The organism is Caldisphaera sp., assembly GCF_049974385.1.
Taxonomy (GTDB): Archaea; Thermoproteota; Thermoprotei_A; order Sulfolobales; family Acidilobaceae; genus Caldisphaera.
On sequence record NZ_JBMFIW010000015.1, the window covers coordinates 26,127 to 41,802 of the forward strand.

Consider the following 15,676-nt stretch of genomic DNA (forward strand, 5'->3'; position numbering starts at 1 on the left):
TTTATTAAAGTCTTTAAACCTGAATTGATATTAAAAAAATGACAAAAAAGAGGTAACCATTATGGCAAAAGTAGTACTCAAAGAATTAACAAAAGTATTTAAAAAAGGAAAAAACCTAATTTATGCTTCTAACAAAATAAACTTAGAGGTTAACGATGGAAGATCGTTTGGCATATTAGGCCCAAGTGGCGGAGGTAAAACTACTCTTTTAAGACTTATTGCAGGTTTAGAATTACCCACTGATGGATATATATATTTTGATGACAAAATGGTTTCAGCTCCAAACAGGATAATTGTTGATCCTGCAGATAGAGGTATTGCAATGGTCTTCCAAAACTGGGCTCTCTACCCAAATATGACCATATATGATAACATTGCGTTCCCCCTTAGAAACATGAAAGTTTCTAAATCAGATATAGATAAGAAAGTTAAAGAAGTTGCAGAAATATTAAATATAAAACATATACTTGATCATTATCCTAGAGAGGTTTCAGGAGGGCAAATGCAAAGAACTGCTTTAGCTAGAGCATTAGTAAAAAATCCTAAAATCCTTCTTTTAGATGAACCATTTAGCAATTTAGATGCTCAAATTAGAGATAGCGCAAGAGCATTAGTTAGAAAGATTCAGAGAGAATTAAAGCTTACAACAATTGTAGTATCTCATGATCCTGCAGACATATTTGCCATAACAGAAGAGGCAGGGATAATTGTTAATGGGATGCTCGTACAAAAAGGTAATGCATCAGAAATTTATGATAATCCAATAAATGAAACAGTTTCCAAACTATTAGGAGATATTAATATAGTAAAAGCACAAATAAAGGATAATTATATTAAGTTTGGTAATATCTTGATACCTATAAATAGAAAATTAGACAAAGAAGAGGTTAACATAGGTATAAGACCCGAAGATATCAAAATATCAGAGACTAATGAGATTTCTGGTTTTGTTAATGTAGGAAAAGTAAAAATAAAAGTTTCAAGTTACGTTGCAGGTACGTTCAAAGTAGTTGTTAGCCCAATAGATGATGAATCTATAGAGCTTAATGTTAATACAGAAAGACATATAGAAGCAGGAACCGATATGAATCTTTTTGTTAAGCCAGATAAAATAAAAATATTTGATGAAAAAGGAAATAGAATATAAATTCTTATGTTTTAAAGAATTTGTCTTTACCTTCTTTCATTCTTATTAACGCGTTCATAGGTATTGTATGATAACCTGTCTTTGCAATAATTTCATATACTGTTTCATATGTAGCTCTTTCTAATAACCAAAATGATAATGATATATCTAGTTGGTCCATATTCTCCCTTATTGGCTCTGAAATTGTCTTTATATATTCGTTTAAAATCTGTGTTGACGAATTATATTCCCACTCAAGAATATCATTATTTAACAAGTCCAAAGAATCTTTTACGCTAGAGCCATATATTAATTGCAATGCCATTATTGCAGTATAATCTATACTTCTTATGAGTGCAGCCAAATCCCTTTCTGGCATTTCTTTTTCCAGTTTATTTCCTGGAAACTTGTAAGGCTCTCCTTCAAAATCTGTAAAATAAATGTTCTTATCTGAAACTAAAATTTGATATAAATGCAGATCTCCGTGAATTCTCATCAAATTTTTTCCTATTAAATTTTTTAAATTTGGCCTTATAATATTTAACATCTCATCTATAGAATCTAAAGCCTCTATAGCCATATTTCTGTCTTCCTGATATTGTAAATTATCTAGGTTATTCTTTATCCATTTTTCTCTGTATTGAATTCTATTCATCCAACTTTCCAGCACTTTTTCACTTACAACTTCGGTATAACAAAAATCTTCTCTGCATTCCTTCAATATATTATGTAAATTAGCCAAGCTGATGCCAATATTATTTCCAATAGATTCATAATTTCCCAACTTTTTGATAAATCTAACAGCTGAATTTATATAATATGTTGCTGCCGGTTCTCCTTCTATGATTTCTGTAATTAATCCATAATAATAATCTTTATATCTTATTGAACAATAATACCTAGGTATATTTCTATATCCTGCGTTAGTTAAGTATTTTATAACTTTATCTTCTATGTTGTCAATCTCTAATCTTTTCATTACCTTTAATAAATATTTATTATTGTATTCATTAAAAATTTCATATATTACAGATCTGTTCCCATAAGTAATTGGTTTAATATTAACTATTTTCCCTATATCAGTTTTACAATCAGAATTAAACGATTTTACCTTATTGTAAATTAAATTGTTGATAAACTCTATATTTTCTTCAGCTAAGATCAGACTATCTCTTTTATATAATAATGGAGCAAATAATATTTCATTGCATCCTTCTTCTTTGATATAAATTAAGTCTCCATTGCTAATACAATCGCTATCAAAAGAACTACAATTAAGTCTCCATTGCTGGTTGTCTATATATTTAATTAATTCTGAAAAGCATTTCACAAATGACTACACCACATCTATTAATAAAAAATAGTTTTTATAAAGTTTATTTAAATGTCTTTGTTGTTTCGTTCAACAGGATTAACATTTTATTCCCATAATTTTGCGTAGATGCTAATAAAATTAAATAGTTTTTATAAATTGCTATAATTGAGTTACCAGCTTGAACATAACTGATGTTACCCATACTATTAATTGAATAACCATATAGACTTGCTATATATTGAATATCTTGGTTTAATAAAGGTTCTCCACTAACATTTGCTTCTACTACTTCTATTGCTAGCATATTGCTTGAATTAGATTTTTGATAATATTCTGTAACACTTTCTAATATCGTATAATTATAGAAACTATTACTATAAATATTAGGATAATTAGATGCTGGATTCTCAACTGTTGTACCATTTACAAAGCTAATCTTTATAGTATTATTGTTATGATTGATAGAAATATAGCCTGAGACATTACTTATAATGAGCCATGTGCCGCCAAATATATTGTTTATTTTATCTGTAGAAACATATCCAGGATATAGTGAAGGACTTAAAGAAGTTGTTTTTTGTTTATTCATAACTCCGTAATAATAAACGCCTAACGATGCAACTACAGCTATTATTACAATCGCAACAATCACTGATATCTTCATTTCCAAATTTTACACCAAAAATATGTAGTCATGCTGAGATTATAAACTAATATAAACAATAAATGATAAAATTTTTGCAAAACATTGGAATCTTACCTTTTATATGAATTTAAAATATATTTAATATTTATTTTTTAATTAAATATCTTTATTTTTAGAACTTAAATAGATATAAGTTTTAAGAAACTCTGCATGGCTCCATAACAATGGCGTAACAGACAAGGGAGAGCCATCGAAGGGATTAATTTGCTCTGGTATTAAACCAGTAGGAGTAGAAATACCTTCAACCCATTTAATTAATTTGGCAGCCTCTTCTAAGTTATTGGATTTAATATAGTGTTGTGCTAACCACATTGTTGTTATAATCCATGGATTACCCGGTATATCGTTATAATCTTCTTGTACTCTTTGATAATAATCATTTTCATATCTAGCTAATCCTCCTGTAGTTTTTACCCAGAGTTTTTCTTTTATTTTTTCAATACTAGACATCAAAGTTTCATCGTTTGCATCCAATACATCAAATAAGGATAAACCCAATATGCTAGATTCTATAGACTTATCATAATCAATAACTTTACCATTATCGATTACGATGCTTTTATAGTATGTTTTTCTTTCCTTATCAAACATGTATTCCTTTAATGATTTAGTCATATCCTTTGCAATCCTCCCCCATTTTTCTTCATTATTCCAATCTCCTAAAAACCTAGCAAGCGATGATGCTGATCTAAGACCTGCTATTACAGATGAAACTGTATAAGTATGAACTCCTAGTTTCTCTTCCCATAAATCATATGACATCAAAGGCAATTTTAATTTTTCATCTGTAAAATTTACTAAAAAATCTGCAGCTTTTTCAATAGTATCATAGTAGTCTCTAAGAGAGCTATAATCTTTAGTTATTATAAAATGATTATAATAAGAAAATAGCGATGTAGCAGTTTCATCCTCTTGTATATTAAGAGATTGCTTTGTTTTTACGGTCCAAGGATGCCAAGTGCTACCATAAGTACCATCAGAATTATATTTTTGATATAAATATCCTTCATCGTTGAATAATCTATTAAATAGAAAATCATAATACTTATTAGTAAAAGAATAATAGCCTGCAATATCTAGAGATAGCGCCGTTAGAGATGCATCTCTAGGCCAAACATATGCATATGTGTCTAAGTTAAACTTTAATATACTTGTATCTAAAGACGCTGGTATTTCTCCATTTTTACCTATATGCCCTATTATTATAGCTACGCTTTGTTTCGCTAACTTATTACCAAAAGGATCTATTATATCTTTCCAATATCTTGTATCTCTTTCCATTTGCACACTACCTTTACTTTTTATTATATTGAGTTTTTTAACTATATCATTATAACTATTACCTGCTATGATATAAACGAAGAACTCCATAGATGCTATTGAAAATGCAGAATCCACTGAACCCTGAGAGATTGGATTCTTTGATAATATTCCATCGTTACAATCATTTATAACTGTCCCTTGATCTCTTCTCCCTGTTGTATATTCATATAACTGCTGTGAAGACGATATGATAAACCAAGTATTTTGTTTATAATGAATTAGAGAGTCTGTTATTGGATCATATAGAGCTGTATCACCTACTTCATTACCATTTAATCTGAAGTCATTATAAAATATTATTCTATATAATCCTTTACCATTTATTTTAACCTTTCTTATTATGGCTGGATGAGACATTGATATAACATCTTTGAATTCTATTGATGTATCTTCTTTATTGGCTTTCATGGTTATGCTTAGCCCATTCATGCTTATAGTTTTATCCCATGATTCCAGCCATTCAAAATATCCATCCTTCCAGACTCCTACTTTAAACATTCCATTCAAAGATTGGTTATATTGTTGACCTAAATAAGGATAATATATTGATTTTATGTAAAAATTAGAGTCGTATAAAGCCGCCATTTCTCCATTACTAAGAAAACCTGTTCTCATCTTATCTAACCCCAAAGAAAAAGAAATCTCCTGAAAATTTAAAGATTATACCCTTTTATGAGTCTGACCTCCTCCCCGCCCTGAAGGATGAGGGTTCCCCAGGGCGGCTCACAGGTTTGTGGTTTACCACCTTCATTTTCATCACCTCATAGCTAGTGGGAATTATCCACCCCGCTCCGTTCATCCAGCGGTAGACCAATGGCTGAGCCTTCAGCCCATTACCCCTATCCCTCACTGGGAGTTGCCCTCTGCTCCCAGATCCTAGGGACTCAGGAATATGTGGCAAGGGTGTGGGGACACTACACACATGGTATGCCCATTATGGGCTTCCCCACACACCTTATTGTTTTCACAATGCTTTGATGAATTTCAAAGTTTAAAAGCTCTATTTAAAAGCTTTACCTTGCCCCTAGAAGGGGCGAGGCTTGTCGTTCATTTTGTCACTATGTTGTTAAATACCATATAAGATATTGGCGACTTTAATTTCTTACTATAATTTTTGCAGCTTTTTCATTGAATCTAACATTATTTTTAATATCTTATTAAATCCGATTACAATTTATAGTTCAATTAATAATTCATAACGCCTTCTTTCATGGTCTATCAAGTTAAATAAAACTGTTTTATCGAAAATAAAAGAGGGGCCTGAAATTCAATTTATCATAACTCATTTTACAAATATATAAATTTATTTACAAAGATCTTCACAATTGTATGCTGGGAAAGATTTTATATTCCCTTCGGTATAAGCATAAACATTATGTGGGTGTATGCTTTCTAAGCTTATTGCTTCAGCTCTTATTACTGTACTTTCAGGTAAAGATATAGATAAACATCTTAGACCTCTTATAGCATCTCTTACCACATCTTCTACAAATTTGGGGTTTTTATGGGCGCTAATAACTAAATTAGCTTCCTGCATTCTTTTTAGCAAGGTAAATGATGGAGCCGAAAAAGCATTAGATAAACACCTAGCAATATCTTCTATCCTAACTATATGGTTTTCTTCTGTTTCTATAGTTCCATATAACAAAACTTTTTGGCTATGACTTGGAGATAAATTATCAGAACTTATTATATTAGATATTGTCTTCTGCGCACTAGGACAAACTGTCATACCATAAACTCCAACTGTTATTGACCACCTTTTTCTTTCTGAATTTCCATCAATGCTAACTAGAACTTCTACAGGTTCTAATTCTTTTAATCCATTAAATTGTATTTCAACACCATATTTAGTTTTTGCTTCAACTCTGGCACTCTTTGCATATGTATGTAGCTTTAATAATGATTTATGAACTTTTTCAAGATAATATTCAATACTATTTGCTTCCATTGGAAATTCTATATCTTCAGGTAATGCTTCAACATTTCTTGATAAGTGAGCCCCTTTCTTATTTTCAGGAATTTCTACATATGCATTAATTTCTAAATCTAAAGGTACAACGCCTAAAGGCGAGTCTATTAAAACTCTTCTCCATAATCCTTTAAAACCAACCCTATTTATTGGTATTGTATAATCGGGCTTAGTATCCTGAATTTCCAACATACTCACCCTAAATCTAGCTCTCCATATACTATAGGATATTCCAAACTAAACTTCTCTAGTATGTAGGGGCTAACCTCACCAAAATAACCAATTATCTTATTATTTACAATTAAATCAGCTGATCTTCCTTTAATTAAAAATTTATTTGAAGAACTTAATACCTTAAATTCTATGTTTAACATTTTAAGCAAAGAATATACAACGGATTGAATATCTTCGTAAGAAAGGCTCTCATCCATTATAGCGATAGAAATTCTTTCCTTATCGACAGGTTTTCCTAATACTTTTTCAACAATTTTCCCTATTTCAAAGAGTTTTACTGGTTTGCTTGCCATAATATTATTTTTCATGGCCATTATCATAGAAACAAAAAGATTTGGCCTTAACGAATCGAAATCGTTAGTTATAGGATTTAAAACTTCTATATAATTTTGTTCGTCTAAATCTTTTAAGATTCTAGAACTGACCAAAGTTAATGATTGTATTTCCGTAAAACCTAATCCAATCATTATATCCCTTATTTTTCTTTTAAGTATAGTAATGTTTGTTAAAGAACCTCTTAGCATAACTTTGGGCTTATTTGGCGCTATATTATTATATCCTATTGACATAACTATATCCTCTACTAAATCTATATTGCTTATAATGTCAGCCCTAAATGGAGGAATCACTACTCTTATTTCATTATCGTTAAGTAAAACATTATGTCTCATTCTCATCAAATGAAAAGCTATTTCATCATTACTTAATTTTTCTCCCAGAATCTCATTAACATAACTAGAATCAATGACTTCCTCGCTTTTTTCCATAAGTGGAGTGTATTTTCTACTATTATTTTCAATAATTTCTACTTTGCCTATTTTAGTATTTTTCCTTTCTGCTAAATTAGAAACAATTATATCTAATGTTTTGTTTACATAATAACTATCTGTACCTGTAACATCAATCAATAAGTCTCTTGTATTTTCATCTAACCTAGTTATGTTCGAATTGATAACTGGAGGGAGAGATATTATTTCATCACCGGATATAAATGCAGGATGCGAATCGTTAATAAGACTAATATTTCCATATTTTATTCCCTGATCAGTATTTTTAAGTATTTCCCTTATGGAAACATACTTATTAGATCCTAGAGGCATCATCTTATCATCAATGCTTACATTCTTATATTTTAGCTCATTCGATGGAACCTTATTTAAATCGTGAATCCCTATAGCTACTTTTCTTCTTTTTCTTCCTATTCCTTCATGTAGTTTTTCTTGGAACTGTATAAGTTCTACTAAAAAATCATTATCTAAATTAACATTATAAATCACTGCTGCTGAAATTATTGGCCTAATGTAAGGAATCTCGTTTATCAACTTAAATTTAGAATTTTCATAATCATATTCTTTGAATCCTAATTCATTATTTGTTATACCTCTTATTGCTCTAGCTATTCCTTCTCCTATATACATATCAGGTCTATCGGGATTAATTTCAACTTCTAGTTGATTTTCATTATTTATAGATGCTTCGCACTTTAAAGAGAACAATGCATCTTCTAGTGTATTAATTCCTAAACCTGTTAAGTTTAATATTCTTTCAGGTTTAAATTTCAAAACTGGCATTTGCTTCACCTCAATTTAAAAGATCTCAAAAAATCGTAGTTAGTTTCATATAATTGTCTTATATCATTAAGGCCAAGCCTTGCCATAATTAGTCTTTCTACACCCATACCCCAGGCTCCTACTCTATAATCAATGCCTGCCATTTCTAAGACTTCTGGCCTAAACAAACCTGCCCCAAATAATTCTATCCATTTATTATTAATCTTAGCATATCCCTCAACGCTTGGTTCTGTGAACGGGAAATATCCAGGTTTAAACTTGATTTCAATACCTAGTCTTTCTCCAAATTCTTTTAAAATACCTAGGAGGTCCTTAAAAGTATAGTTATGATCTCCCATTATGCCATCTAGCTGGTGAAATTCGGGTAAATGAGATGCATCAATAACATCGCTTCTATAAACTTTACCTATAGTAAAGTATCTTATTGGAGGATTAAATTTGTTTAATAATAGTCTTGCTGATACTGATGTTGTTTGGCTTCTCAAAACATATCTTGATGATATTTCTTGATTAAATTTATACCTCCATCCTCTTTCATGTACTCTTGAGACTCTGTCAATCAAATCTTTCATTTCATTTATATCATAGTTTCTTGGATCCTTAATCCAAAGTGTATCATGAATTTCTCTTGCTGGATGATCTTGTGGTTGAAACAACATATCAAAATTAAAAAGCTCTATCTCTACTAAAGGTCCATCCGTTTCTTTAAATCCAAGTTCCTTCATTATGTCCTTAAGTTCCTCAATAAATTCTATAAAATAATGTTTTCTTGCAGGATAAACAGTTGGGGGTTCCGAGGCTATATCATACTCTCTTAATTTCAAATTTTTCCATAATCTTTTTGCCAATATCTCATGAGTTAATCTAGATGCCAATATCTCAACTTTACTAATTGCATTTTCTTCGACAATAACTGTTGTTTCAGTTACATAATCGTATTTTATTAAACCTCTAGATAGCATATCCTTTTCTGTATTTGAATCAAAATTCAAATTTACGAGCATGTTTTTAATTTTATTTAGCAAGTTTTTTGCATCATTATAATTCATGATTAAAAGTACTTTACCTTCTTTTATATCTATAATTTTTAATTTTTTAGCTTGCCCAATAGCTATATTAGCATCTTCACCTAATAATTCTTTAACCTCTTTTATATTAATTATTTCCTTACCATTTAATATATCAATTAATTTTTCTTCTGGTAACCCTTCTTCAAGCACCTTTCTACCTTTATCAGTGAGTTTTATAACCCTAATTCTTTTTTCATTAATTTTTATTAAATTTTTTGATTCCAATAGCTTTAGAAGACTAGCCAGTTTACTTTTTTCAATTCCAATTAATTTTTCTCCTTCTTCCAAATTGAATTTTTTTATTCCTTTGTCATTTAATGCTTTTAAAATATAATATTCGCTCTCGCTTACAGCTATTTTTTCTTCTCCCAACTTTTTAACCCCTTAATACAAATATTACCTAAAATCGTCCTATTAAATTGTTTTTCTTACATAAAAGGTATTTCAAATTTAATCGTTTAAATTTTCTCTTATAACCCTATATGCATTTTTCCACAAAACTTTTTCCGCATTCTCGTTTAACACTTCTTTTATTTTATTTATCTCAGATATTTTTTCAAATCCCTTAATGGTTTCTTCTATACCTAGAAAATCAGTGCCTATACCTATATAATCCCAGCCATAAGAATCTCCTAACTCTTTAATTACATTTAAGTAACCATCTAATGTTGGTTCAGGTAATACTTTATGCCATGCCATTATACCTATAACGCCTTTGTTTTTTATTACTGCTTCTATTTCTTCATCATCCACATTTCTTGGATGATCCTTTAGTTTTTTATATGCTGTATGAGATATTATAACAGGTTTCTTTGAAATCTGAGAAACATCTAATACAGTCTGTTTAGAAGCGTGAGCTAAATCAATAATTATACCAAGATCATTAGCAAGCTTAACTAATTCTTCTCCTTGACCAGTTAATCCATAATCTTTTTTGGACATACAAGAAGATGCAAACTTTGTATCATAATTCCATGTTAAACCTATAGCCTTAAAATTAAGTTCTTTCAATAAATAAATATCTGAAGGATCAGTTAAAACATCAGTTCCTTCTAAACTTATGAGAAACTTAATTCCTTGTTTGTCAAGGTCTTCTTTTTTTCTAACTAAACTAACTATTTTTTCATTATCCAGCTTATAATAAATCTTAACTTGATTTATAAGAGATTGAAAATACATATTTGAATATCCTGACAAAGTTTCTTGAGCAGGAAAAACAACAGAAAATATTGTTACATCGCCTATTGCTTTTAATTGATTTAAATCTGATTGATAATTCCCATTAACAAGATCTTTGCCCATAGATGCTGAATATCCGAAATCCTCATGCATATCTATTAGTCTCATAATTATCCCATTAATAATATATGGCTAAAATTTATAAACATTTAAATCGATTATTATAGACATGACTTAAAAACAACGTGACATGCCTCATCATTTATGAAGGGTTTATATGTTACATACATTTAAATTATCTGCATATAATATAGACTTGCTCTTAGGAAGCAAGCTAAACCTAATTTTGATTGGCTTAATTATTAATCCTTTATTTTTGTAACTTCTTACATATACTATGTTATCATACATAAAATATAATGGAAACTTGGACAAATCTTTATATAACCCATTAATCAAATATATGCCTGTGATATTATTAGAACTTCTTCTATTAATTAAATTGAGCTGAAGATAACTGAAAATCTCTTTATCTGAAATCAAACCATATGCAGAGTCAAGAGTTAGATCTATTATTATGGAGGGTTTTATTTTTTCTTCTTGCTCATTTATTTCATCAAAATAATCCACCATTGATAATTTAGTTATATTAACGGGTATTATAAATATATTGCTTAATATAATTTCAATCATATTTTTTTCAAATTGTAAACTGGAAAAGCATTTTTCTATATTTTGCTTAAAATCGTCAACTAAATGACTTTGAATTCTTATTATAGTTTTTCCTGATCCGGTTCTTAAATAAGGAGTTCCTACTATAGCACCTAACATGCCAACAATTGTTAAAGCATCTTTACATATACTTGGATTAACTAGGATTAAATTTTGAGATCCTTTATAAAATTCATATTTAAGTTTACCCAAATTAACAATTATTAATTCTTTTGATGTTCTTTGGCCATAATTTATAATTCGTGGCATTGAAATCAATTCTATTGGCTTAATCCTAAATGGGATATCCATTAAAGACAAATCGCTACCTCTAAATTTTTTAATTTCCGCTAATCTTACTATCCTACCTTTTATATTAAATGCTTTGAGATAAATAATTGCATCAACGATAAACTCCTCTACACCAAAACCAAAATTTTGGGTTCCGTATGGGACTTCTTCAGTTATTACAAGTTTTCTTTTACTTAATTTTGACAATCTGTAAAATAGATTATGTATCAACTCTCTGACTTCAATTTTATTACTAAATGCTTGAAATATTGGGGAAATACTATCTATAACTACTATACTCGCATTATATTTTTCAGCATATGATATGATTTGATCCAATAAATCATTAATATATTCTTTCTTAGTTAATGTTATGACTTCTAAATAATAAAACTTTCTTTCATTTTCAAACTTTTCAAAATCTATACCTAAATTTTTCAAATTTTTTAAGAATTCGCTTTTACTTTCAGTAAGGCTAACATATAAAGCAATGCCATTATTGTTAGCGATTTCTTCATAAATAAATTTTGAAGCCATTATTGTTTTTCCAGTTCCTGGATTACCTGCTATTAGTATTAAACCCCCTCTTTCTACCTGATTAAATATGTCTTTGAAGCCATTATTATATGTTAAAATTTGATTGATTTTTTGCATCAACTTTCCCATTATATTTATCATATATATTAAGGTTTATATTTTTTAATATTACGTTTTATTTAGAATTTATTTTTAGGTTTAAACCCAAATTTTTTATGATATCCATGAACTCGTTGTTTCTTAAACCAAACTTACCATTATTGCTCATATATTTCATTAGAAGTCCTTCAAATCCTCCTTTACCTATGTCTTTCATATAACTTAATAAATAAGCAATTTCGTCATTTGTATAATTATGATATTCATTTTCATGAATTAAGTAATTTATTGGAATTCTTTTTCTTATTTGAGGATCTTCATCCGGTATTCCTATTACTAGCCCAAAAAGCGGATAAGTTCTTTCTGGCAAATTAAACAATTCTATTATTTTCTTTGACGCATCTTGAACACCGCCTATAAAGCATATTCCGTAACCCATGGATTCTGCCGCAACTGCCATTCTATCTGCGGCTAAAGCGGCATCTATAGTAGAAAATATTAAAGGAACAAAATCATCCTTTGCTCTATCGATTTTAATGTACTCCATAATTTTTGAGTTTCTATATAAATCTGCTAGAAATATAAAAAACTCCTGAGCATCTTCAACATGTTTCTGTTTTATAAGACTTGCTATTTCTTTTCTCTTATTTTTGTCAGTCACTCTAATCGCTGACCATAAATGTAATGATGCATCTGTAGGTGCTCTTCTAGCGGATTCCATAATTAATCTTAAATCTTCCTCTGGTATATTTACTCCAGATTTAAACTTTCTTATTGATCTATGATTTAATATTGTCTTAACAGTTTCGTTGCTCATATCTACTTACCAAAAATTCTTCTAATTTATCAGTTTAAGTTTTTATATTAATATTTCATATTATAATTTTTTATTTTACAAATACTAAATTCTATTATATACTAAAAGAAAAAATTTATATAGAATTTAAAATATACAACTATACCATACATAACAATAAAACATAACATATTATATTAAGAATTATTTAAAAAATTCCCAATAGTCTTTTATATCATGACATTCCTTACATGAATTATTAACTGGATTCCACACACTTCCTGTTTTATAAAAATTAATTAATTGTTTTAAAGCCATATATATTGTTATCTGACTCGTTTCTTTGCTTGGTCCGGAAATGTGAGGCGTTAAAAGTAATTGAGGCTTAAATTTATCATTTAAAAGAGGAGAGTTGTGAGGCAACGGTTCGTTTTCAAACACATCCAAACCTAACATTATATCTTTTCTATTGTTTAATAAATAAATTATATCTTCAATTTTTAATAATTTACCTCTTCCTAAGCTGATAAGAATAGAACCCTCCTTCATTTTCATTAGCAAATCTCTATTTATCAATCCTTGAGTTTCTTCGCTGTAAGGCAAAGTTAAATAAATTATATCCGCTTCACTAAATATTCTATTAAGACTAGACGGCTCGGCTTTTAATAAAATTTCTAGCTCTGGTTTTCTTTTTCTCGAATAATAAAGGATCTTCCCTATTTTAAAGTTTCTTAAATAATATGATATTAATACGCCTATTCTACCCATTCCAATAATAGCTATGATTTTATCCTTAAGCAAGTTACCCGTTAAAAAATATGGGAAATCATTCCATTCTTTATTCCATATGTACCTATCTCCTTGAATTATCCTTTTAGTTAAAGATATAGTCATTCCAATTGCATGCTCAGCAACTGAATGGGCTATAGCTTCTGGTTGATTAGCTACACATATCCCTTTACTTTCCGCATATTTTACATCTATATGATCATAACCACTGCTTGTAGCGATAATAACTTTTAGGTTGTTTGCTTTATCTATTAACTCTTTATCAAATTTAATAAATGTCAAAAGAACTGAAGTTGCATTATCTATATTTTTTTCTATCCATTCTCTATTTGCTATTCTATCTGGAGGCATAATAAGGTCTATATTGTTTAATTTCAGCATAGAAATCATGTTTTCATTTAATTTAAGGGTTGATAACACGACATCATTCATATTTACCACAATAAAATTAAATAATTTATATCTAATTAAGTTTTTCTATAGATTTTCTTTAAATAAACCCCTTTCAGAAACTATTTCCATTATTTTGTTTATATCCAATAATTTTGGTCCATTAGGATTAACGTATACTTCTACATTATCATTTTCATCGACAGATATTGATCTTTCACCGTCAATTTCTATAAAGTATGATTTTTCCATTTTCACTTTGTTTCCAACATCAATTATCTTATAGTCATTTATATAAATATCTTTTATGACCCCTGGAGATTCTACTGATTTTAATTTATAGTTTTTACCCTTAAAATTAATATAAACAAATTTCTTAGAATTGCAATCCATTTGCTTTATTAACTTTCCAATTGATGCAACCCCAATAGATGTTGGTTTTCCAAATATAACAACGGAATCAATTATCATAGATAAATCAATTATTCCTGTTCCCTTAAATTTATAGTTAGTTGTAGAGACTTCAACTAATCCTATATTTGTAAGATCATTGTTTATATAAACATCAATTTTATTTAAATTACATAAACCTTCATTTAATTTATAGTTTACAAAATAGCCTGAAGCCAGTCCAGCAACTGTCCCCTCGACCAAATATGGAATTGTATTATTAGTTCCCGTGGATACTGGTAAATATGGTATATCTGCAAATTGTTCAGCAGCAGCTCGTAAGGTTCCATCTCCTCCAAGCAAAATTATCAATGATACGTTATCTTTTTTAAAATGTTCAACTGCCCTCTTTGTATCATTTAAATCTCCTTCAGGATCGATATCTATCATAGAAATATCTACTCTATTTCCTTTGATGTCATTTACTAAATTACTAGCTATACCCAAATAGTCTGGCATAATTTCTATTTGCGTTATACCTGACCCTATTAAGCCCATAACAATGCTTTTTAGTATTCTAAGTTTTTGTATATTATCCATAAATTGGGCATTAGATGTTAACCTTCTTGCATCTGTACCTGAATTTGGATTTACTATTATGCCAACTTCTTTTAACATTATAATATTTACTCAATTTCTGCTAATGGATCTCCTGGTTTAACTTTTGCCCCTTTATTTGCAATTATCTTAGATAGCTTACCGTTAAAGTTTGACTTTACTTTAACCCTTACTTTAGAGACCATGATTAAAAATAGTAATAGCAAAGAAGGTATGATAGTAAACATAATGAACAACAAATTTAGCATGAAAATAGGCGAAAGAAACTAAAGTGATATTGGATTTCCAACACCTCTTGAAGCTTTTATATCAAGTCTTGCAGCATGCGAGACAATAACATTTAAAGCTATATCAAAAAATATGCTCGATGTAATACCTGAAATTTCATGTGAAATAGAAGGAAGCTTCGAATGGGGAACAGGACTTAAATATATTAACATAATGATGAAGGTCAAAGGATTAAAAATTGAGGACGCAAACATTATTTTCGAAATGGCAAAAAATACATGCCCTGTGTATGTAACAGTAAAGAAATCAGGAGTAGAAATAAAAGAAAGCT

14 protein-coding genes and 1 pseudogene are annotated in these 15,676 nt (G+C 29.2%); 2 read left to right on the plus strand and 13 right to left on the minus strand.

Annotation, left to right across the window (positions count from 1 at the left end; genetic code table 11):
- Window positions 1-61 precede the first annotated feature (61 nt).
- Window positions 62-1,147 (plus strand): ABC transporter ATP-binding protein, encoded by a 1,086-nt coding sequence (gene glcV / locus ACP5GV_RS05125; RefSeq protein ID WP_428102664.1) that lies wholly within the window; start codon window positions 62-64, stop codon window positions 1,145-1,147.
- Window positions 1,148-1,151: 4 nt separating this feature from the next.
- On the opposite strand, the gene ACP5GV_RS05130 is transcribed toward glcV, so the two are convergent.
- The 13 genes and pseudogenes from ACP5GV_RS05130 to ACP5GV_RS05190 form a co-directional block, all read right to left on the minus strand.
- Window positions 1,152-2,456: a hypothetical protein gene (locus tag ACP5GV_RS05130; protein ID WP_428068468.1), complete on the minus strand. Its 1,305-nt coding sequence runs from the start codon at window positions 2,454-2,456 to the stop codon at window positions 1,152-1,154.
- 46 nt (window positions 2,457-2,502) lie between these two features.
- Window positions 2,503-3,111 carry a hypothetical protein gene (locus tag ACP5GV_RS05135; RefSeq protein WP_428102667.1) on the minus strand — a complete coding sequence of 203 codons (609 nt, stop codon included), beginning with the start codon at window positions 3,109-3,111 and terminating at the stop codon, window positions 2,503-2,505.
- A gap of 132 nt (window positions 3,112-3,243) precedes the next feature.
- Window positions 3,244-5,085, minus strand: coding sequence for a glycoside hydrolase family 15 protein (locus tag ACP5GV_RS05140; protein WP_428102669.1), 1,842 nt, complete (start codon window positions 5,083-5,085; stop codon window positions 3,244-3,246).
- 38 nt (window positions 5,086-5,123) lie between these two features.
- Window positions 5,124-5,365 (minus strand): annotated as a pseudogene (locus tag ACP5GV_RS05145) (RNA-guided endonuclease TnpB family protein); the annotation flags it as partial.
- A gap of 408 nt (window positions 5,366-5,773) precedes the next feature.
- Window positions 5,774-6,631, minus strand: coding sequence for a GTP cyclohydrolase I FolE2 (locus tag ACP5GV_RS05150; RefSeq protein ID WP_428068408.1), 858 nt, complete (start codon window positions 6,629-6,631; stop codon window positions 5,774-5,776).
- 5 nt (window positions 6,632-6,636) lie between these two features.
- Window positions 6,637-8,247 carry a phenylalanine--tRNA ligase subunit beta gene (pheT, locus tag ACP5GV_RS05155; protein ID WP_428068406.1) on the minus strand — a complete coding sequence of 537 codons (1,611 nt, stop codon included), beginning with the start codon at window positions 8,245-8,247 and terminating at the stop codon, window positions 6,637-6,639.
- Window positions 8,248-8,252: 5 nt separating this feature from the next.
- Window positions 8,253-9,689, minus strand: coding sequence for a phenylalanine--tRNA ligase subunit alpha (locus ACP5GV_RS05160; protein ID WP_428102672.1), 1,437 nt, complete (start codon window positions 9,687-9,689; stop codon window positions 8,253-8,255).
- 78 nt (window positions 9,690-9,767) lie between these two features.
- The gene (locus tag ACP5GV_RS05165) at window positions 9,768-10,664 is read right to left on the minus strand and encodes a dipeptidase (protein ID WP_428068402.1); all 897 of its coding nucleotides are present in this window, start codon (window positions 10,662-10,664) and stop codon (window positions 9,768-9,770) included.
- 105 nt (window positions 10,665-10,769) lie between these two features.
- The gene (locus ACP5GV_RS05170; protein WP_428102675.1) at window positions 10,770-12,152 is read right to left on the minus strand and encodes an RAD55 family ATPase; all 1,383 of its coding nucleotides are present in this window, start codon (window positions 12,150-12,152) and stop codon (window positions 10,770-10,772) included.
- A 58-nt stretch (window positions 12,153-12,210) separates the two neighbouring features.
- Complete coding sequence (locus ACP5GV_RS05175; protein WP_428068399.1) at window positions 12,211-12,951, minus strand: nitroreductase family protein; 741 nt, start codon at window positions 12,949-12,951, stop codon at window positions 12,211-12,213.
- 183 nt (window positions 12,952-13,134) lie between these two features.
- The gene (locus ACP5GV_RS05180; protein ID WP_428068397.1) at window positions 13,135-14,151 is read right to left on the minus strand and encodes a 2-hydroxyacid dehydrogenase; all 1,017 of its coding nucleotides are present in this window, start codon (window positions 14,149-14,151) and stop codon (window positions 13,135-13,137) included.
- 45 nt (window positions 14,152-14,196) lie between these two features.
- The gene (locus ACP5GV_RS05185) at window positions 14,197-15,177 is read right to left on the minus strand and encodes an NAD(+)/NADH kinase (RefSeq protein WP_428102678.1); all 981 of its coding nucleotides are present in this window, start codon (window positions 15,175-15,177) and stop codon (window positions 14,197-14,199) included.
- A gap of 8 nt (window positions 15,178-15,185) precedes the next feature.
- On the minus strand, window positions 15,186-15,302 hold the full coding sequence (locus ACP5GV_RS05190) for a biotin/lipoyl-containing protein (protein ID WP_428068393.1): 117 nt from the start codon (window positions 15,300-15,302) through the stop codon (window positions 15,186-15,188).
- A 148-nt stretch (window positions 15,303-15,450) separates the two neighbouring features.
- Between ACP5GV_RS05190 and ACP5GV_RS05195 the strand changes: the two genes are divergently transcribed.
- The coding region (locus tag ACP5GV_RS05195; protein ID WP_428102680.1) for a hypothetical protein at window positions 15,451-15,676 on the plus strand (226 nt) is incomplete at its 3' end.